Annotated in this window: 13 protein-coding genes; 7 read left to right on the top strand and 6 right to left on the bottom strand. The window is 70.0% G+C overall.

The genetic code is table 11. From position 1 onward, the window contains the following. Positions 1-186: 186 nt before the first annotated feature. The 4 genes from ACZ4EG_RS19125 to ACZ4EG_RS19140 all read right to left on the bottom strand — a co-directional run bounded on the left by ACZ4EG_RS19125 (position 187) and on the right by ACZ4EG_RS19140 (position 2569). Entirely contained in the window at positions 187-561 is a 375-nt protein-coding gene (locus tag ACZ4EG_RS19125) for a hypothetical protein (protein ID WP_467791384.1), read from the bottom strand. 216 nt (positions 562-777) lie between these two features. Continuing rightward, positions 778-1734, bottom strand: coding sequence for a hypothetical protein (locus tag ACZ4EG_RS19130; protein ID WP_467791385.1), 957 nt, complete (start codon positions 1732-1734; stop codon positions 778-780). Further along, complete coding sequence (locus ACZ4EG_RS19135) at positions 1731-2375, bottom strand: cytochrome b N-terminal domain-containing protein (RefSeq protein WP_467791386.1); 645 nt, start codon at positions 2373-2375, stop codon at positions 1731-1733. The genes ACZ4EG_RS19130 and ACZ4EG_RS19135 overlap by 4 nt, the downstream gene beginning before the upstream one ends. Positions 2376-2380: 5 nt before the next feature. Continuing rightward, on the bottom strand, positions 2381-2569 hold the full coding sequence (locus ACZ4EG_RS19140; protein ID WP_467791387.1) for a hypothetical protein: 189 nt from the start codon (positions 2567-2569) through the stop codon (positions 2381-2383). Positions 2570-3324: 755 nt separating this feature from the next. Between ACZ4EG_RS19140 and ACZ4EG_RS19145 the strand changes: the two genes are divergently transcribed. The 3 genes from ACZ4EG_RS19145 (at position 3325) to ACZ4EG_RS19155 (ending at position 7381) form a co-directional block, all read left to right on the top strand. After that, positions 3325-4191: a potassium channel family protein gene (locus ACZ4EG_RS19145; protein WP_390712630.1), complete on the top strand. Its 867-nt coding sequence runs from the start codon at positions 3325-3327 to the stop codon at positions 4189-4191. A 470-nt stretch (positions 4192-4661) separates the two neighbouring features. Beyond that, complete coding sequence (locus ACZ4EG_RS19150; protein WP_467791388.1) at positions 4662-6296, top strand: hypothetical protein; 1635 nt, start codon at positions 4662-4664, stop codon at positions 6294-6296. 554 nt (positions 6297-6850) lie between these two features. Next, positions 6851-7381: a TerD family protein gene (locus ACZ4EG_RS19155; protein WP_467791389.1), complete on the top strand. Its 531-nt coding sequence runs from the start codon at positions 6851-6853 to the stop codon at positions 7379-7381. A gap of 361 nt (positions 7382-7742) precedes the next feature. Here the strand turns inward: ACZ4EG_RS19155 and ACZ4EG_RS19160 are convergent, their stop codons facing one another. Next, complete coding sequence (locus ACZ4EG_RS19160; protein ID WP_467791390.1) at positions 7743-7913, bottom strand: hypothetical protein; 171 nt, start codon at positions 7911-7913, stop codon at positions 7743-7745. 122 nt (positions 7914-8035) lie between these two features. Then, positions 8036-9094 (bottom strand): PucR family transcriptional regulator, encoded by a 1059-nt coding sequence (locus ACZ4EG_RS19165; RefSeq protein ID WP_467791391.1) that lies wholly within the window; start codon positions 9092-9094, stop codon positions 8036-8038. A 237-nt stretch (positions 9095-9331) separates the two neighbouring features. On the opposite strand from ACZ4EG_RS19165, the gene ACZ4EG_RS19170 reads away from it, so the two are divergent. The 4 genes from ACZ4EG_RS19170 to ACZ4EG_RS19185 all read left to right on the top strand — a co-directional run bounded on the left by ACZ4EG_RS19170 (position 9332) and on the right by ACZ4EG_RS19185 (position 17028). Next, positions 9332-9736 carry a hypothetical protein gene (locus tag ACZ4EG_RS19170; protein WP_467791392.1) on the top strand — a complete coding sequence of 135 codons (405 nt, stop codon included), beginning with the start codon at positions 9332-9334 and terminating at the stop codon, positions 9734-9736. Positions 9737-9809: 73 nt separating this feature from the next. After that, entirely contained in the window at positions 9810-11876 is a 2067-nt protein-coding gene (locus ACZ4EG_RS19175; RefSeq protein ID WP_467791393.1) for a flotillin family protein, read from the top strand. Positions 11877-11950: 74 nt separating this feature from the next. After that, a complete protein-coding gene (locus ACZ4EG_RS19180) occupies positions 11951-16828 on the top strand; it encodes a DNA repair ATPase (RefSeq protein WP_467791394.1) in 4878 nt (1625 codons plus the stop codon). Continuing rightward, positions 16828-17028 (top strand): hypothetical protein, encoded by a 201-nt coding sequence (locus ACZ4EG_RS19185; RefSeq protein ID WP_467791395.1) that lies wholly within the window; start codon positions 16828-16830, stop codon positions 17026-17028. Before ACZ4EG_RS19180 ends, ACZ4EG_RS19185 begins: the two co-directional genes overlap by 1 nt. Positions 17029-18199 lie beyond the last annotated feature (1171 nt).

The following is an 18199-nucleotide window of genomic DNA, read 5'->3' on the forward strand; positions in this document are numbered from 1 at the left end:
CCGGACCACGAACAGGTTGCAGGCGAGCAGCGCCTCGGCCTGGTTACGCAGGATGCCGGCCCAGGTCGTGCTGTGACGTTCGGGAGCGGGCGCGACGCCGTGTTCTGTGAGGATCTCCCGGACGGTGGAGGCGGCAACCTTGATGCCCAGGGCAGCGAGTTCGCCGTGTATCCGGCGGTAGCCCTATCAGGAATCTTCTCTGGCCGGGCGCAGGATCAGGGCGCGGATCGACCGGATCGTGGGTGGGCGTCCGCGGCTCGTGGGCACACAGGTGGCAGCGTGGCGTCGCTCGCGCAGGTCGCGGTGCCAGCGCAGGATCGTGTCCGGCCGTACCAGAAGCAGGAAGCGGCGCAGTGTGTCCATCGGGAGGCGGTGGAGCAGGCTGGCGAGGATCGCGCGGTCGGTGTCGGTGAAAGCGGGCTTACTGATCTGACGTTGAAGGACGAGTAGTTGGTGCCTGAGCGCCAGAATCTCGATGCCCTTCTCGCGGTCGCTCATCGGCAGCAGGCGCAGAAGTGCGCAGGTGTTGGTGGCGGCGAGGTGGGCCAGGCGCAGCAGCACGAGAGATCATGATGCCGTTCGCACTGGACCACGGGAAGACATGGGGAACGGTGGGCGGCAATGCCATAGATCGACGATCAAGGCTGCGGCCTGGGCGGATGATGTATCGGCACCCGCACTCACCCGGTCTTGGGGTAATGACCGGGCACTGGGTGACTTGGCGTTCGTTGCGGCGGTGCAACCACCCGCAGCGAACGTACGTCGGAGAGCGGGGGATCACTCCCGCCGGTCCCGTTCCACAACTTGTTCGCGGTAGTACGTGCGCCAGATCAACCGGTGCACCCGCGTCCAGCGCGGTACGCATCGCACTCCGGGGATGAAAGGCACGAGCATCAGGCCCAGGCTGAGCAGGGCCATCAGGCCCCAGATAAGGGCGTCGGCGTTGCCGGAGGACTTGAAGGGGTCGATCTGGTACCAGAAGGTGTAGAGCCACAGCCACGCCTGGCCCGGGTAGTCCCCGGTCTCGTTCATCATCCCCCACTGGTCGCCGCCGAGGTGCTCGGCACGGGCAAGGGACTCCAGGTAGGAACCGTCGGAGAGGAAGAGCAGCGGACGGGTGTAGTCGGTCTGGTAGAACTTGCCCTCCGCCTGGAGTTCGCCATCCAGTGCGCCGCTGCGGGCCAGACTGAGAAGGCGTGCGACGAGGACGGGGACCGGGCCGTAATCGCCCTTCGCGGGGGTGCCGCCGCCGGCCTTGGCCAGGGCGTCGGAGTAGGCCGAGGTCCATGCCTGGTGCCGGGCCGCCGGAGCGGCGGACCAGGTGGCGAGGGCCGCGCTGACGGCGGGTGGTTCCGGGGCGTCGCGCAGTGGGCGCAGCACGAAGTCGTTCGCCGTGTCCACCGGGATGCGGACCCCCGCGGCGCTCTGCAGCCCGACCGGCCCGAGTTTCTGCGCCGCGCCCGGCGTGTGGTTGTACGGCGGCCCGTACCCGGCCGTGCCGCTGGTGCCGCCGAGCTCGGACACAGCGGTCGCCGTGAAGTCGGCGCCGTCGGCCCTCGACCAGGAGGCCAGCGTCACCGGCTTGACGTCGGGCGAGGAGAAGACGGCGGCCAGGCCCGCGGTGAGCAGCGCGACCACCACCAGCGCGATCGTGAACTCCTTGACCAGGTCGTAGGGCCTGGTGGGGAAAGCGGCCGGGTCCGGCACCGGGGGCTTGCAGGGGCGTCGGGTCATGGCGATGCCGCCAGCGTGGGTCCGTCCGCGGGATCGAGCGTGGCGTCGATCGGCGGCACGATCCCGCGCAGCCGGACCAGCAGGATGTGCCAGATCGTCAGCAAGGCCAGGGCGAAGGGCAGCAGGACGATGTGCCACATCAGCATCTGGCCGAAGTCCAACACGTTGAAGAACGCGCCGATGCCGACTGAGTTGAGCCCGTCCTTGGCCTGCCCGGCGATCCACTGGGAGTCGAAGTTCTGCTGGATCAGGTAGCCGGTGAAGGCCGTGCCGACCGAGGCGAAGAAGCACACCGCACCGGTGACCCAGGTCAGGGCCCGCCGACCGCGCCAGGCGGCCATGAAGAACTTGCCCCACAGGTGGATGACCATGAAGAACATGAACAGCTCGACGCTCCACAGGTGCAGGCTGTTCACGTACTTGCCGGTCCCCGAGACGTGCCACCATGCGGGCCCTTTCAGGGCCAGCACCCCGCCGGTGACCAGGACGACGATCAGCGCAGCCACAGTGAGCACACCGAAGACGTAGATCCATGAGGCCATGTACGCGGGCTGGGTGTCCGGCAGCAACTTGTCCGGGGGCAGTGCCCGCACCGCCCGCCGCCGGACCGCTCCGGTCCAGCCTCCGCTGGCTCGGCCCACCTCGCTCATCCTCGGCCTCGCCCTCGGGGGAAGGGCAGGAGCAGGGCCCCCACGAAGACGACCAGCATCACCCCGATGACCACGAGGTTGGCGACAGACAGCTGCACCACTCCCCAGTGCACGTAGTGCCCAGTCCCGTTGAGATCGATGGGCGCGGAAAGCACGCGCTCGACAGAGTGCGGATGTCCTGTCATGAGCCGGCTCCCCTCGAAGTCCGAGAGCAAGTAGAGCGCCTTGTAAAACCCTCGGCCTGCCGACCCGCCCGGGCCATGGGCCGAACGGCTCAAACGCATGAGAGCGACCTGTCCGCGGCGTATACCTTCCTTGCTCATCCCGGTGGGATCTGCGCCAATAGCTCATCTCATTCAGCGAGTCGTCGGTAGCAGATGAGGGTGCAAGCCACGCCGTCCGAGCTGACGTGCGCCGGTCACGACCTCAAAGCGCCTAGAGACAGCTCTGCGAGGGACCTCGATATAACGCCCGCCCGAACCGGAAGAACTGGCGCATCCTCACCAAGCTCCGATTATCCGCGCGCCGGCGACCACGCTGCTGCGGGCGCTGCTCGTGCTGACCAACACCGAGGTCGCCCACTGGCAGACGATCTTATCCGCAGACAGGCGCCCGCGACCTGCACGAGCACACGATCAACGACCCACACCAGCCCCATGACCAGCAACTTCAAGTTGGCGAAGGCTCAATGACGCGGACGACACCGACTTCATGCCAGCAGAGAGTGGCGGGCGCCATGAAGCCCCTGATCTACGCCGAGCCTGCCAACGGGATGACCGACTTGTACGTACAGGCATCATCACCCGCTTCGCGGCGGGCTGCTGCTCCACCAACTCCGGCCCGATCGGCTTGGGGGCGGCGGACAGGGCGTGGCGGATGATCGTCTCCGGGTGGGAGCCGCCGCATGCTGGACCCGAGGCCGGCGAGCCCGGGAGGTTCCATGAAATGGCTGGTCACACTGATCGGCGTGGCAGTGGTACTGATCATCCTGCGGGACGTGTTCCACACCCTGTGGCATCCCACCCGGCACGGGGGCCTGAGCAGGGTCGTCATGTCGCTGTTGTGGCGGCTGTCCACCCGGGGCCGCAAGAACAGTAGCGCCGCCGGGCTCGCCGGCCCTGTCGGCATGGTGACGGTGGTGGCCACCTGGGCGTGCGCCGTGGCCGTGGGCTGGGCCCTGGTGTACTGGCCGCACATGCCTGAGGCGTTCTCCTTCGCCGGCACGTTGGAACCGTCCGAGCACTCCGGGCCGGTGGACGCCCTGTACCTCTCACTGGTGACCGTCGCCACGCTCGGCCTCGGCGACATCGCACCCTCCGCCGACTGGCTGCGCATCATCGCACCGCTTGAGGCGCTGGTCGGCTTTGCGCTGCTGACCGCCACCGTCTCCTGGATCCTCGGCATCTATCCGGCTCTGGCCCGGCGACGGGCGCTGGCACTACGCATCTCCCAGCTGCGCCGCGCCGATCCGGCAGCTGGGCAACCGGCCTCCGACGTGGGGGCCGCCGTCCTCGGCCAACTCGCTGCCGATATCGCACGTACCTGCGTGGACTTCCTCCAATACCCCGAGTCCTACTACTTCCACGACGGCCCCGGCGACATCTCGCTGGTCTTCACCCTCGGCTACGCCGCCGACCTCGCCGAGCGGACAAGTCGAACAGAGCGCCCGGAGGCCCGGAGCGCCGCAGCCGTGCTCGCCATCGCCCTCGACGACCTCGCCACTGTCCTCGACCAGCGCTTCCTGCACACCGGGGGCACGCGGCAGCAGGTCCTGGCCGCCTACGCCCGCGACCACGGCAGCCCCTGAGCGAGCCGGGGGAGGAGTCGGCCCGGGCTCGTATACGGCGGTGCTGGTGGTCGGCAGGCCCGGTGTCACGGCTGTACAGGCCGCCCGCGAAAAGCACCATGGCTGCCAAGGCCAGCACTGGTTGGCCACGAGGCCGCAGACCGTCATGTGCTGACCATGCGGGTAGGGGCTCGTCCTGCAGATCCGGGCCCAGGACATTGCCGCACACTGACAATGGCGATCGGCCAGCCGCACCGCATAATCCTCGGGTGTCCGAGTCTCCCTTCCCGATACCTTCCGGCTCCGTGCCAGCAGGCACGCCCATCTGGTCCTCAGATGATGCTGCCCAGTGGACGCGCGCCCGCGGCGCGCCCTGGGCGCGGCCGCTGTGGTCGATATGGGCACTGCTGATCACCGTGGTCTGGGCGAACGCGGCGACGCCGGACCGGCCGTGCAGAGATGCCGCTCCGTGCGGTGCGGACTGGCTCGGTATGGCAGAGACGGGGCTGGCCGTAGGGCTTCTGTACTGGCTCGCCCGACTGCCGGAGCTGACGCTACTCACCGCACCCGCCTTGGCGGTCATCGTCGCGCGGGTAGAACTGCCAGGACACGGACATATGGCGGCGGTCGCCAACATCTCCGTACTCGTGGCCCTGGTCTTCGGCTGTGCAGCCGCCTTCGCACGTATCGCCGCCCGTCACCGGCAACGAGGCTTGGTGGAGCGCGCCGCGGGGGTCCGGCACCCACTGCCCGGCCCGGCCGCCCGACTGCGGCGCGGGACGATCCCGATCACGGCAGGGCTGCTTCTTGTCGGGGTGGCCGCCTTCGCCGTCGCTCAGGGACTCGATGGCATCCGCATGGACCAGCACCGCGCGGATCGTGCCGCGCGCACCACCGCGACAGTGGTCGGACGGGGCGAGGAGTCGGTCCGGGTGCGCACCGACGACACCCGGCGCCTGACCCTCAGTGCGTCCTACCCGGAGGATTACCGCATCGGCAGCACCGTGACCGTACTGGAGGACGGGAGGTGGCGGCGTTTGGCAGCAGAGCCGTACGACGCCTTCGGCTGGCAGCTGCTCACCCTGGCCGGCGGCCTGCCCGGGGGCTCCATGCTGCTCACCGGTCTCCTGGCCCGGCGCCGCGCCGCCGTCCTGCGTCGGGCGCCGGTGCCGGCCTTGCGCGTGCTGGAACGCATCGATGACGACGGGCGGACCTGGATCTACGCGGGAGATGACACAGCCGCTCGTGCGCCGATCTTCGTCGGCCGATTCACAGCGGATCGGCCCGACGCGGACGAGGACGATGCAGAGCACGGCCATGAGGAAGCGGACGAAGAAGTGCCGCCCGTCATCGACACCCGGTTGCATGAAGCCGTCATGTTCGGCTCTCCATACGAAGGCGGCGAACTGGTCCTCGCCACCACCGACAGGGACGCCCAGCCGGTCGTGATCCGTACGACCAGCCCTGTCCGGCTGCCTCGCCCCGGCACGGGGCCGACACCCGCCACCGAAGAGGCAGGAACGACCTCCGCGGCCACGGACCCACAGGGTCCACCCGCGGCGGACCGCGTTCCCACGCGCTTGCCCCCTGCGGAACATCCTCTGCACTGGGGACCGAGCGCTCTGGCGCGCACATGCGGCCTGGCCATGGCCCTGTGCGTGGTGGCGGGCAGCACCTTCATCGCTCAGTCGCTCGTGACGGAGGGCTTCGGCTGGCGGGCTGTTCTCCTGCCCGGCCTTCTGATGTGGTTCGGCCCAGCTGCCAAGCAGCTCAACTGGCGTGTCATCGCGGACAGTTCGGGGCTATGGCTGACAGGGGCGTGGAGGGTACGGCATGTCCCCTGGGAACGGTTGCGAGCGGCCCGGTACACAGCGGAAGGGAGCGTGCTGATTACCATGTCGGACGGCAGTACCTGGCAACTTTCGGGCGTGGGCCTGCCGAAGGCGGAACGTCGGCTCAACCTGTATCCGTCGTACGTCCGCATGGTGGACGAGGTCACCGCCCTGCACGCGCACCCAGAGCTGCGACCCGCCCGCTCCGTCTTCCCCCGCGACCGCGGCCTGCCATTGGGCCCCGTCCTGCTGGTCCTCACCGCCCTCGCCGTCGGATCCTGGGTTCTTGGGTGAATACACCGTGGCCACTGTGTTCCAAGCCGTCGCTTGCGCGCGGCAGGACGGCTCATCTCGCGAAGCGCGACGAGCCAAGGTTCACCTGATGACCGACCATGCCGATCTCGACGCCGTCAGAGGTGGCGGGTGCTGACGTGCGGACCGATCATGCACAATCGGCGGCCAAGGCCACATTCCCGTTGGCCTCAGTCACGCCGCGCCCAAGAAGACGGCCGCCTGATGCCGATCCCAGTCACTGACGGATCTCGCCGTGGGCCCCCGCGCCCGGGCGCGGGGGCTAGTGACGCCCCGACTGACGGCCAGGGCGAGCACTTGATCGGCTTCGAAAAGGCGGCGGAGGCGAAAAGAAAAGGCCCGCCTCCTCGGCAGTCTGAGGCGGATGCAGCGCCACCAGTCAGCAAGCATGCTGCCGGCGCGCCAACACGGTCACTGTGAGGCAGCACGATGTCGGTGCCCCGAGGAAGACCGCTGAGGAGGCGTCAAAGCGCCGTTGGGAACACATACTTGACCACGCAGGAAGGTCTCGCGATGGTCCCGAGGGGAGTGGCAAGGTGAGTGGTGGGGGCCAGGGGTTGGGCAAGGTCGAGGTGCGGCTCCGGTGGGATCCGAGTCCGTACGGGGAACCGCCTCGGCACCTCGACATCATCGCGACGACGTACCCGGCGGACGATCCTTACGGGCGGCCGGCGTATGTCGTGCACTACGCCAGCCGATCGCCGGACGGCACCATCAACATGAGCCGGCACAGCCAGACCGGCATGGGCTTCGGGTTTGTCGAGGTGATGGAGCTGGAGTTCGAGCGGCTGTCATCCGTCTACGGGCGGGTGGTGGTCGGGGTGGCCATCCACCAGGACAGCGGCCCCCGCACCTTCGGTGACATGTCCAACGCGGGGGTGGTCGTCATCGAGGGATACCGGCAGCTGCTGGCGGACGACTTCGGCCGGGTCGCCGACGCCACGGCCGCGACGGTCGCCGAGTTCACCAGGAACGCGACCGGGGCGTGGGAACTGCACGAGATGATCCGGGGCTTCGACAGTGACCCCGTGCTCTTCACCACGGAGATGGGCCGCATCGCGCAGTGAGCACGGCTGGTACCACTTCCGGTCACTCGGCGCATTCCGTGTGCAGGGCTCGCAGGGCCGCCGCGATCGCGTATGCGACGGCTGGGTCCTGACGGGCCGCGCGGTCGCCTTGGCTGATCGTTGGATTTCCCTCACTAGGTGGGAAACACGCGCCCGAATCAGACCACCGGTGTCGGCCGTCTCGTCAGCCGTAACACCGAAGTCCTGGTGGCCCGCTGGCTGATCAGCGTCGAGGGGATGTGCCCTTGCTGGGCAGCATCCGGCTGACCGCGAGGAGGCCGAGCCCGGTAAGCGTGAAGGCGTTCGAGCCGAAGAAGCGGATCTCCCAGGACAGGCTGGGCGTGATCCCGAAGTGGAACAGTCACTGCACCAGGCAGGGCACGCCGATGAATAGGGCGCCGAGTCCGTGGACCCAGGGACGCGTGACGCGGCTGCGTGCCCAGGGAAAGGTCCACCCCGCACGCATGCACAGGGCCCCGTAGACGACGAGCGCCAGGCCCAGCGTCATACCGACTCCCACGAACCACTTCATCGCCACTCCTCGGCTCGATCACGCCGGGCCGATGGTCGCAGGCCCTGACCTCGTCGGACCATGCCGGGCCTCGGCAGTATTCGGTGGCGCCGCGCTGCCTGCCCGCCTCCCGGGCGCTGACGTCAGAGCTCCTTGGCGGGCCAGTCCAGCAGTCGGGCGCCGATGACGGCGGTCTGGAGCATGTAGCGGTGGGCCGGGTCGGCGGGGTTGGCACCGGTGAGCTGGTGGATGCGTTCCAGGCGGTACGTCATGGCCCTTACGCTCAGGGAGAGGCGGCGGGCGGCTTCGGCGGCGACGCAGCCGGAGTCGAAATAGGCGATGAGGGTGTCGAGGAGGGGCTGGGCGCCGCCTCGGGCAGTGGTGAGCGGGCCGAGCGTGTTCACCACGAGGTCGGCCATGGCCTGGCGGTCGCGCGTGAGGACGGGATACACGAGCAGGTCGGTGGCGCGCAGGACCGGGTCGTCGAGGCCGAGGCGTTCAGCCATCTCCAGGGCGCTCAGGGCCTCTTCGTACGACTGCACGACTCCGCCGGGGCCGGGCTGCGGGCGGCCGATGGCGACCCGGCCGCCGTCGGTGGCGGCGTGCGCCTGTTTGGCGAAGTAGGGCAGGACCTCGTCCTCGTGGCCGGGGGCGATGCACAGCAGCCGGCCGTCCTTGGTGGTGAGCAGGACGCTGCGGTTGCCGAAGCGGGTGATCAGGGCCTGCTCCACCTGCCGGGCCACCGCGCTGCCCTCGTCGTAGGCTGCCGGGCCTTGGGCGACGGCGACCGCGTGGGCGTGGGACAGGCGCAGACCGAAGCGTTCGGCACGTTCAGCGAGGCGGCCCAGGTCGCTGCGGCCGTAAAGGAGGTCGTCGATGAACTCCCGGCGGGCGGCCTCCTCCTGGCGCACGGCGAGACGCTGGGCGCGTTCGTAGCCCTCGGCGAAGGCGTCGACGACCTGCTGTACGGCGGCGAGTGTGCTGTCGGCCGATCCCGGTGTGTCCGGCCAGGCGGCGCGGGCTGCGGCGAGGTGGGCTCCTACCAGGGCGCGCAGGCCGTGGCCGGCGTCCGCGGCCTGTTCACCCAGAGCGCGCCGGGACTCGATCTCCTCGCGGGTGAGTCGACGGCCGGTGGCCGAGACCTCGGCCAGGATCCGGGCATAACCGTCCAGATACTGCTCGGGTATCTCCCGCTCCGTCACGCCGTCCCCCGAATCTTGATGTCCCGGTGATGGTTTCTTAGCGGCTCACCGGCATGCAGACCCTAATGAACACTGCCGGGAACCGGCAATGCGCGGCCGCACATCGGCCGTGCATCATGCCGTGCGGGGAGCACTGCGGACGGTTCCGGTGCCGGGCACCGGCAGGTGTCCGGGCCGGGGCCCGAGCGGAGGCAGTGCGCCGTCCATATGCGCTGTATACGGGGAGGGGGTCGGAAGATGCGGACGCTCGTGGAGGCCGCCACCGGCTTTCCCCTGATCCTCTTCACTGCCGCCCTCGTCGTGGTCGTGTTCTTCTGGCTGCTGGTCGCGGTCGGCGTTATGCGCTCCGGTAGTTTCGACGCGGATCTCGACCTGGACGCGTGGGGGATGGGCGGGGTGCCGGTGGGGGTCGCGCTGTCCCTGTTGACGGTGCTCGCCTGGTTTCTCGGCGTCGGTGCGACAGCGCTGCTCGCGGCGCTCGTGCCGGCGGGAGTCGTGAGCGGGGTTCTGCGCCCGGTGGGGTCGGTGGCCGCGCTGTTCGTCGCCTGGCGGCTGTCCTGTCTGTTCGTCCGGCGGCTGCACCGCCTCTTCCCCGACGAACCCGGGTCCGCCCGCCGCACGGCTGGCGATCGCACCGGCTGAGCCGCGGCTCACCTCCGTCAGGGCCCTGCCCTGCTTCCTACTTCAACTGCCTTACGCATCAAGGACGTATGCCATGAATGTCGTCGGCGTGCTCGCCGCTGTCTGCCTGCTTCTCGTTGTCACAGCACTGTTGGCCGTCTCGCGGCTGTTCCGCAAGGTGGAGCAGGGCAAGGCGCTGATCGTCTCAAAGATGCGGAAGGTCGATGTGACCTTCACCGGGCAGGTCGTCCTGCCGGTGCTGCACAAGGCGGAGGTGATGGACATCTCGGTGAAGACCATCGAGATCACCCGGGCAGGGCGGGACGGGCTGATCTGCCGGGACAACATCCGCGCCGACATCCGGATCTCGTTCTTCGTGAAGGTCAACAAGACCGTGCAGGACGTCATCAAGGTCGCCCAGGCGGTCGGCACCGCACGGGCGAGCGACCAGAAGACCCTGCAGGACCTGTTCCACGCGAAGTTCTCCGAGGCGCTGAAGACGGTCGGCAAGCAGCTGGACTTCACCGACCTCTACACCAAGCGCGAGGAACTGCGCTACAAGATCATCGAGTTGATCGGCGTCGACCTCAACGGCTACCACCTGGAGGACGCGGCGATCGACTACCTGGAGCAGACGCCGCTGTCACAACTGGACCCGGCCAACGTCCTCGACGCGCAAGGCATCCGCAAGATCACCGAGCTGACGGCCGTGGAACACGTGCGCACCAACGAGGCCCAGCGCACCGAGGAGAAGGAGATCACCCGGCAGAACGTCGACGCCCGCGAGACGATCCTGGAGCTGGAGCGCAGGCAGGCGGACGCCGAGATCAAGCAGCGCCGGGAGATCGAGACCTCCCGGGCTCGCGAGGAGGCCGAGACCGCGCGGGTGGTGGAGGAGGAGCGGCTGCGGGCGCAGAGCGCCTTCCTGCGCACGGAGGAGCAGCTCGGGGTGCAGCGCGAGAACCAGGCCCGTGAGGTCGCTGTCGCGCAGAAGAACCGCGAGCGGGTCATCGCCGTCGAGAACGAGCGCATCGAGAAGGACCGCCTGCTGGAGGTCATCGGACGCGAGCGCGAGACGCAGCTGACGAAGATCGCCGCCGAGAAGGAGGTCGAGGCGGAGAAGCGGGACATCGCCGAGGTCATCCGCGAGCGCGTCGCTGTGGACCGTACGGTCGCCGAGCAGGAGGAATCCATCAAGAAGCTGCGTGCCGTGGAGCAGGCGGAACGCGACCGCCAGGCCGTGATCATCGCCGCCGAGGCGGAGGCCCAGGAGAAGCTCGTCAAGGACATCAAGGCCGCGGAGGCCGCCGAGCAGGCCGCCACGCACCGCGCGGCCGAGGAACTCACCCTGGCCGAGGCGCGGATGAAGACGGCCGACCTCGATGCACGGGCCAAGCTGCGGCTGGCCGAGGGCGTCCAGGCGGAGGCTGCCGCCGAAGGTCTGGCCGCCGTCCAGGTCCGCTACAAGGAGGCCGAGGTCATCGAGAAGACCGGCCGTGCCGAGGCGGCCGCCGCCGAAGCCCGGATGCGGGCGGAGGCGGAAGGCACCCAGGCACAGCTGCGGGCCGAGGCCGAGGGTGCCCAGGCCAAGGCGCTCGCCGAGGCCACGGCCATCGGCGAGAAGCTGAAGGCGGAGGCGGCCGGCCTGACCGAGAAGGCGGCGGCGATGGCTGCCCTGGACGAGGCGTCCCGCGGTCACGAGGAGTACCGGCTGCGGCTGCAGGCGGAGAAGGAGATCCGGCTGGCCGGCCTGGACGTGCAGCGGCAGGTCGCCGAGGCGCAGGCCACGGTGCTCGCGACCGGGCTGGAGAACGCCGACATCGACATCGTCGGCGGCGATTCGGTCTTCTTCGACCGGCTGGTCGGAGCGATCGCGCTCGGCAAGGGCGTCGACGGCTTCGTCGAGCACTCCGGGACCGCGCAGGCCCTGGCGAAGCCGTGGCTGGACGGTACGTCGAGCTTCACCGACGACCTGAGCCGGATCCTCGGCTCGGTCTCGACGTCCGACGTACAGAACCTGACCGTGTCCGCGCTGCTGATGAAGCTGATGAAGTCCGGCGGCACCGACGCCGGCCAGGTGCAGCAGCTCCTCGACCGCGCGGGCGAGCTGGGCCTCGCGGACACCCCGCTCACCGCCCTGAACGGCAAGGCCAGGGCCTGATGACCCGCGGTGCCGGAGCTGCCGCACAGGGGACGGCAGCTCCGGGCCGCGACTTTTGAAGGGATGCACGATCCATGGCAACCGCCCTGGAGACGACGTCGTACGACGCCCTCGACACCGGCACGTACGAGGTGCTGCGCGACCGGCTCACCGCCCAGGCCGCCGAGCTGGCCCGCGGCGCCGAACTCCTCAACGCCCGTCGCGTCGAGGAGTTCGGTGCCACGCGGCTCGACCTCACGGGGACGGGCCCGCTGCGGACCGAGCACCCGTGCGTGCCCAGGGACGTGGTCCCGGTCGGGAACCGCCTGCTGTTCGGATACAACGCCGGTCGGCCCGATCCGCAGGTGGGAGACGTCCTTGCGTTGTACGACCGCGACCTGGAGCGCCTGCCCGAGAACGCCGTACCGGGCCTGCTCGACGACCCCTGCTTCGTACGGGAGTTCGCGGCTCTGCACCGCTACTACCGTCAGGCCCGCCTCCTTCGGCTCCGCCGCGTCGACGGCAGGCTACTGGCCGTCTTCCAGACCGGCGACACGACCGACGACATCCGGGTACTGCGCTGGACACTGACCGAGGACGGGCAGGCGACGTTCCTGGACGCGCGCGGGGAGCGCGACCACGTAATCGCGCCCTCCCACGACTTCGCCTGGGCGGAGGCGACCCGCGAGGACCATGTCCTGGGCCGTCACCCACATGTCTCCGTTGGGGGCGAGGTGTTCGTCTCGACGGTGGGCGGCACGCTCACCGTTACCACGGAGCAGGACGCGGAGCTCCACAGCGAGCCTGTGGACGAGGTACTCCAGTCCCTCGCCGACGCGGACATCGCGCACGCGCGCGTGGGCGCGCTGATCCTGCTGCGGATCCTCCCCTACAGGGAGGACGCCCACCGCTATCTGGTCTTCAACACCCTCACCAGGACCGTGGTCCGCCTCGACGGCATCGGCCAGGCGTGCCGCCGCCTGCCCGAGGACCAGGGGATCGTGTTCCCCGGCGGCTACTGCCTGGCCACGGGCACCCACAAGACGTACGAACTCGACGCGACCGACCTGGAGTTCGAACGCGAGGTGCGCTCGCCCTACGGCGAGGACGTCCTCTACGCCTTCCACACGCGTGCCGAGGGACGCAGCCTTCTGCTGTCGTACAACATGATCCGCAAGGAGGGCGCCGCGCCGCTGCCCTGCCAGAGCTGGGCTCTGTTCGACGACGGCACCCTGATGTTGCTGCGGGCCGAGGGCGAGGAGCCTGCCCGAGTCCATCCGATCCAGCTGTGGTCTTCCCCCTACGTCTCCGACACCTACGCCGCCCCCACGGGTACCGGCCCGCTGGGCCGCGTGGGCAACGCCGACCTGGTTCGCGGTATCGCCGACTGTCTGTCCATCAGCCGCTCGGTCGCCGAGACCGCGCCGACGGTCGAGGTGTACGAGGCGCTGGTCGCCGCCTGCGTCCGGGCAGCCGACAACCACCACTGGCTGGGCGAGGCCGAACTCGGCGACCTGCGTGCCCCACTGGACGCCGTACGAGCCACGGCCGAGCAAGTGCTCGCTGAGTTCCGGACCGTGCAGGCGCTGACCCGTCAGGCCGCGGACGCACTCGCCGAGGCCGCGGACAGATTGGCGGCGGTGGTGCGCCGGCTGCGAGGTGAGGCGCCGCGTGGTGCCGCTGCCTGGGTGAGCGGCCTGAGCGAACTGCGACACGCCCAGGGCCATCTGTTGACCCTGAAGGAGATGCGGTACGCCGACGCCGACCGCATCGAGGAACTTGCCACCGAGGCCGAGGCGGACCTCGCCTCGTTCGGGCAGCGGGCCGTCGCCTTCCTCGCCCGCGAGGACGCCTTCGCCGAGCACCACACCGACGTCGAGCAGCTGGCCGCGGACGCCGAGTCGATCGGCAGCGTGGCCGAGGCGGAGCCCGTCGCGTTCCGGCTCGACGACCTCGCCGACACGCTGCGCACGGTCACCGAGGTCGTCGCCGGCCTCGACATCGGCGACGCCACCGTCCGTACGTCCGTCCTGGAGCGCACCGCCGAGGCACTCGGCGGCGTCAACCGCGCCCGCGCCCTCCTCGATGCCCGCCGCCGCACCCTGCGTGACAGCGAGGGACGGGCCGAGTTCGCCGCCGAGTTCGCGCTGCTCGGCCAGGCCGTCACCGGCGCGCTCGCGGCGGCCGACAGCCCCGAGGCGTGTGACGAGCAACTCGCCCGCTCGCTGGTTCGGTTGGAGAACCTGGAGTCCCGTTTCGCGGAGTTCGACGACTTCCTCGGCGAGCTTGCCGACAAGCGCACCGAGGTCTACGAGGCGTTCTCCGCCCGCAAGCAGAGCCTCCTCGACGCCCGTGCCCGCCGCGCCGAGCAGCTCGGGGCCTCCACCGCCCGCGTCCTGGAGACGATCGCCCGGCGCGCGGCCACGCTCGCGGACGCCGACGTGGTCTCCGCCTACTTCGCCTCCGACCCCATGGTCGCAAAGGTCCGCCGCACCGCCGACGAACTGCGCGAACTCGGCGCCCCGGTACGGGCGGAGGAACTCGACGGCCGCCTGAAGGCCGCGCGTCATGAGGCGGCCCGTGCCCTGCGTGACCGCGCCGATCTGTACGCCGACGGCGGCCGCACCCTCCGATTGGGCACCCACCGTTTCGCCGTCACCACCCAGCCACTCGACCTCACCCTGGTCCCGCACGGAGATGGCCTCTCCTTCGCCCTGACCGGCACCGATTACCGCTCCCCGGTCACCGACCCGGACTTCGCCGCCACACGCCCCTACTGGGACCGCCACCTGCCGTCGGAGTCGCCCGAGGTCTACCGCGCCGAACACCTCGCCGCCCGCCTGCTGACCGAACACGGACCGGCCGCCCTCGCGCTGACCGACGACCTGCTTGCACTCGTCCGCAAGGCAGCGGAAGAGGCGTACGACGAGGGCTACGAGCGTGGCGTCCACGACCACGACGCCACGCTGATCCTCACCGCGCTCCTCCCTCTGTATGAGCAGGCCGGACCGCTGCGCCACGAGCCCGCCGCCCGCGCCGCCGCGCAGCTGTTCTGGACGCACGGCACCACGGCCGAGGCGTGCGCGACGTGGACCCGGCGGGCGGTGTCCCTCGCCCGGGCCCGCGACACGTTCGGCCTGGCGCCCGCGATCGCCGACCTGGAGGAGGAGCTGGCCCGGGCGATCGGAGCATGGTCCGGGCAGGACGCGGCGGCGGCGTCGTCGTACCTCTTCGAGGAGCTGACGACCGGCCCCGACGGCTTCGTCCTCAGCGTCGGCACGCGTACGCTGCTCGACAAGTTCCGCCTCACTGTGGACAGTTCGGCGTACGACGAGGACATGGCCGCCCTTGACGACCTCGCCGACCGTCGCCAGCTGGCCGAGGCATGGCTGTCGGCGTACGTCTCCGCCACAGGCACGGAGGCCGCCGCCGGAGACCTGGCCGAGGCGGTGGCCGCCGAGTTGTGCCCTGACCTGTCCCGCTACGGGTCCGACGCCTCGACCGTGACCACGGTCGCGGGACTGCTCGGCACGCATCCGCTCATCACCGGCCGCGGCCTGACCCTGCGGATCGACGAGTTCCTCGCCCGGACCAAGCGGTTCGCTGAGTGGGACGTGCCCGCCTTCCGCGCCCACCAGCGCCGGCGCACCGCCCTGGTGGCCGCCGAACGCACCCGCCTCCGGCTGGACGACCACCGCCCGCGCTCCATGGCCACCTTCGTCCGAGGCAGGCTCATCGACGAGGTGTACCTGCCGCTCGTCGGCGACAGCCTCGCCCGGCAACTCGGTACCGCGGGCGAGACCAAGCGCACCGACACGGGCGGTCTCCTGCTGCTCGTCTCCCCGCCCGGCTACGGCAAGACGACACTGATGGAGTACGTCGCCGACCGCCTCGGCCTCATGCTCGTGAAGGTCAGCGGCCCGGCCCTCGGGCACACCGTCACCTCGCTCGACCCGGCCGAGGCACCGAACGCCACGGCCCGCCACGAGATCGAGAAGATCAACTTCGCGCTGGCGGCGGGCAACAACACCCTCCTGTACCTCGATGACATCCAGCACACCTCGCCCGTGCTGCTGCAGAAGTTCATCCCGCTGTGCGACGCCACCCGGCGCGTGGACGGGGTGTGGGACGGCGAGCCACGCACATTCGACCTGCGCGGCAAGCGGTTCGCGGTCTGTATGGCGGGCAACCCCTACACCGAGTCCGGCGAGCGCTTCCGCGTGCCCGACATGCTCGCCAACCGCGCCGACGTCTGGAACCTCGGCGACGTCCTGACCGGCAAGGAGGGTGCCTTCGCGTACAGCTTCCTGGAGAACGCGCTCACCTCGAACCCCGTGCTCGCCCCGCTCGCCGGGCGCGACCGCGGCGACCTCGACCTGTTCGTCCGGCTCGCCACCGCCGACCCCTCGGCCCGACCGGACCAGCTCGCGTACCCCTATGCGCCCGCCGAGGTGGAACAGATCGTCGCCGTACTGCGCCACCTGCTCACCGCGCGTGAGACGGTTCTCGCGGTCAACGCCACCTATATCGCGTCCGCCGCGCAGTCCGACGCCACGCGCATCGAGCCGCCGTTCCGGCTCCAGGGCTCGTATCGCACCATGAACAAAATCGCCCAGCGTGTGCGCCCGGTCATGAACGACGCCGAACTCGCCGCGGTCATCGACGACCACTTCGCCGCAGAGGCCCAGACTCTCACCAGCGGGGCCGAGGCCAACCTGCTCAAACTCGCCGAGCTGCGCGGCACGCTCGCGCCCGCGCAGGCGGCGCGCTGGGCCGAGCTGAAGACCGCGTATGTCCGCACGCAGGCCCTCGGCGGCCCGGCAGAAGACCCCCTCACCCGGGCTGTCGCCGCGCTCGGCCTGCTCGCCGACCGCGTGGCCGCCGTGGAATCGGCCATCACCCGTGTGACGGACCCGCGCAACCTGCTCGCCAACCCCAAGGCCCGACACGCGGCCGAGCCCAAGGAACAGTGATGACGTCCTTCCTTGTCCCCCTCGCCACCGCCGCGCTGATCGTCGCGGTCTGCACGGCCGTGCTCGTCCGCCGGGACCGACGGCGGATGCCCGCGCACCCCGAGACCTTGCGCATCGAGTCCGCCGCCACCCGAAGCATACGGTCCACACGACGCAGGGCCCACGCCTACCAGAACCGGTTCCTGCGTGAGCACGAGTGACGCCGGGACAGGGCTTTCGGCCTTCTCGGGTCTTGACTCGCTCCTGCCCAGGCCGGTACTCGTTCGCCCAGTGCGGCAAACGAGTACCACGCGCTCCGTGCGACCAGCGGCTCCTTCACCGGAGGCGCGGCCAGCTCTTGGGAGGGCACTGGTGGTGACGTGCTGGTGGTCGTGAGGGGGTGACGGCTCATGGCGAAGGGGCGGCTTGGACGCCGACGTACGACCGTGACCCTGTGGCGGCGCAGCCCGCTGCGGCGGACCAGCGATCTCGTCGAAGCCTGGGTGCTGCTCGCCGCCTGGGCGCTGGCTCTGCTGGGCGGTGCTGCCGTGGGCGTGGTGACGGCGGTGGTGGCTGACCGGGGCGTGGAAGGGGGAACGGGTGGAGCGTCGGGAGGTCGCGGCTGTCGTCGTCAGCACTGGGTCGGACGGGGTGGCCACGCGTTTCAGTGATGGCAGCCGAGTGTCGGTCGAGGTGCGGTGGACGGCCCCGGACGGACACACCTGCACCGGACGGACCAAGGTGACGGCTGGTGCCCGTGCGGGGAGCCAGGTGCAGATATGGACAGACGCGCGGGGCGAGTTGGCGTCGCAGCCCGCTGATCCGCCGGAGGCACGCTTGCAGGCGACCGCGGTTGGCGTGCTGGCAGCGGCGGGCACCCGGCGGTCTGGTGTGGGTGGGCACGCGTGCGGTGCGCGGGGCGCTGGACCGGCGGCGTCTGGGGCAATGGGCCATGGAGTGGGAGCGGATTCACACGCACTGGGGTGGGAAGACCAGCTGAGCCGGCGACAGCCGACGGGGCCGACCTGGAGGCGGGGCGACGGCAGCCCACGCACACTCGGTGATCGATACAGCTGGAGGCGGTATCCGACCTTTCTCGGCCTCAACTCCACGGTATGCCTGGCAAGTTACTCATCGTTGCTGCGCCTCTGCGGGTGTCTCACCGCAGGTCCTCGGGCGGCGGAAAGCGGCTGCGTCGGCACGGTCAGTCTCACACCAGGAGGCGCTGGCGAGTCCCCGGTGGCACTCCGACGTTCGAAATCCGTCGGAGTGCTCGTCCGGCACGGCGGCTGTCGTGTCGTACCTGTTCAGGAGCCCGAACGGGGTCGGCGGAGCCACCCGTCCCGATTGCATCACAATGTCAGGGGAACCCCGCGCGACGGCTGGCCCGGG

The organism is Streptomyces sp. NPDC025638 (assembly GCF_055558775.1).

What these genes read in the sequence shown, in the direction of transcription:
- ACZ4EG_RS19130 (WP_467791385.1), bottom strand. Translation starts at nt 1,734, where the DNA reads ATGACCCGACGCCCCTGCAAGCCCCCGGTGCCGGACCCGGCCGCTTTC.
- ACZ4EG_RS19140 (WP_467791387.1), bottom strand. Translation starts at nt 2,569, where the DNA reads ATGACAGGACATCCGCACTCTGTCGAGCGCGTGCTTTCCGCGCCCATC.
- ACZ4EG_RS19145 (WP_390712630.1), top strand. Translation starts at nt 3,325, where the DNA reads ATGAAATGGCTGGTCACACTGATCGGCGTGGCAGTGGTACTGATCATC.
- ACZ4EG_RS19150 (WP_467791388.1), top strand. Translation starts at nt 4,662, where the DNA reads ATGGCAGAGACGGGGCTGGCCGTAGGGCTTCTGTACTGGCTCGCCCGA.
- ACZ4EG_RS19160 (WP_467791390.1), bottom strand. Translation starts at nt 7,913, where the DNA reads ATGAAGTGGTTCGTGGGAGTCGGTATGACGCTGGGCCTGGCGCTCGTC.
- ACZ4EG_RS19170 (WP_467791392.1), top strand. Translation starts at nt 9,332, where the DNA reads ATGCGGACGCTCGTGGAGGCCGCCACCGGCTTTCCCCTGATCCTCTTC.
- ACZ4EG_RS19175 (WP_467791393.1), top strand. Translation starts at nt 9,810, where the DNA reads ATGAATGTCGTCGGCGTGCTCGCCGCTGTCTGCCTGCTTCTCGTTGTC.
- ACZ4EG_RS19180 (WP_467791394.1), top strand. Translation starts at nt 11,951, where the DNA reads ATGGCAACCGCCCTGGAGACGACGTCGTACGACGCCCTCGACACCGGC.
- ACZ4EG_RS19185 (WP_467791395.1), top strand. Translation starts at nt 16,828, where the DNA reads ATGACGTCCTTCCTTGTCCCCCTCGCCACCGCCGCGCTGATCGTCGCG.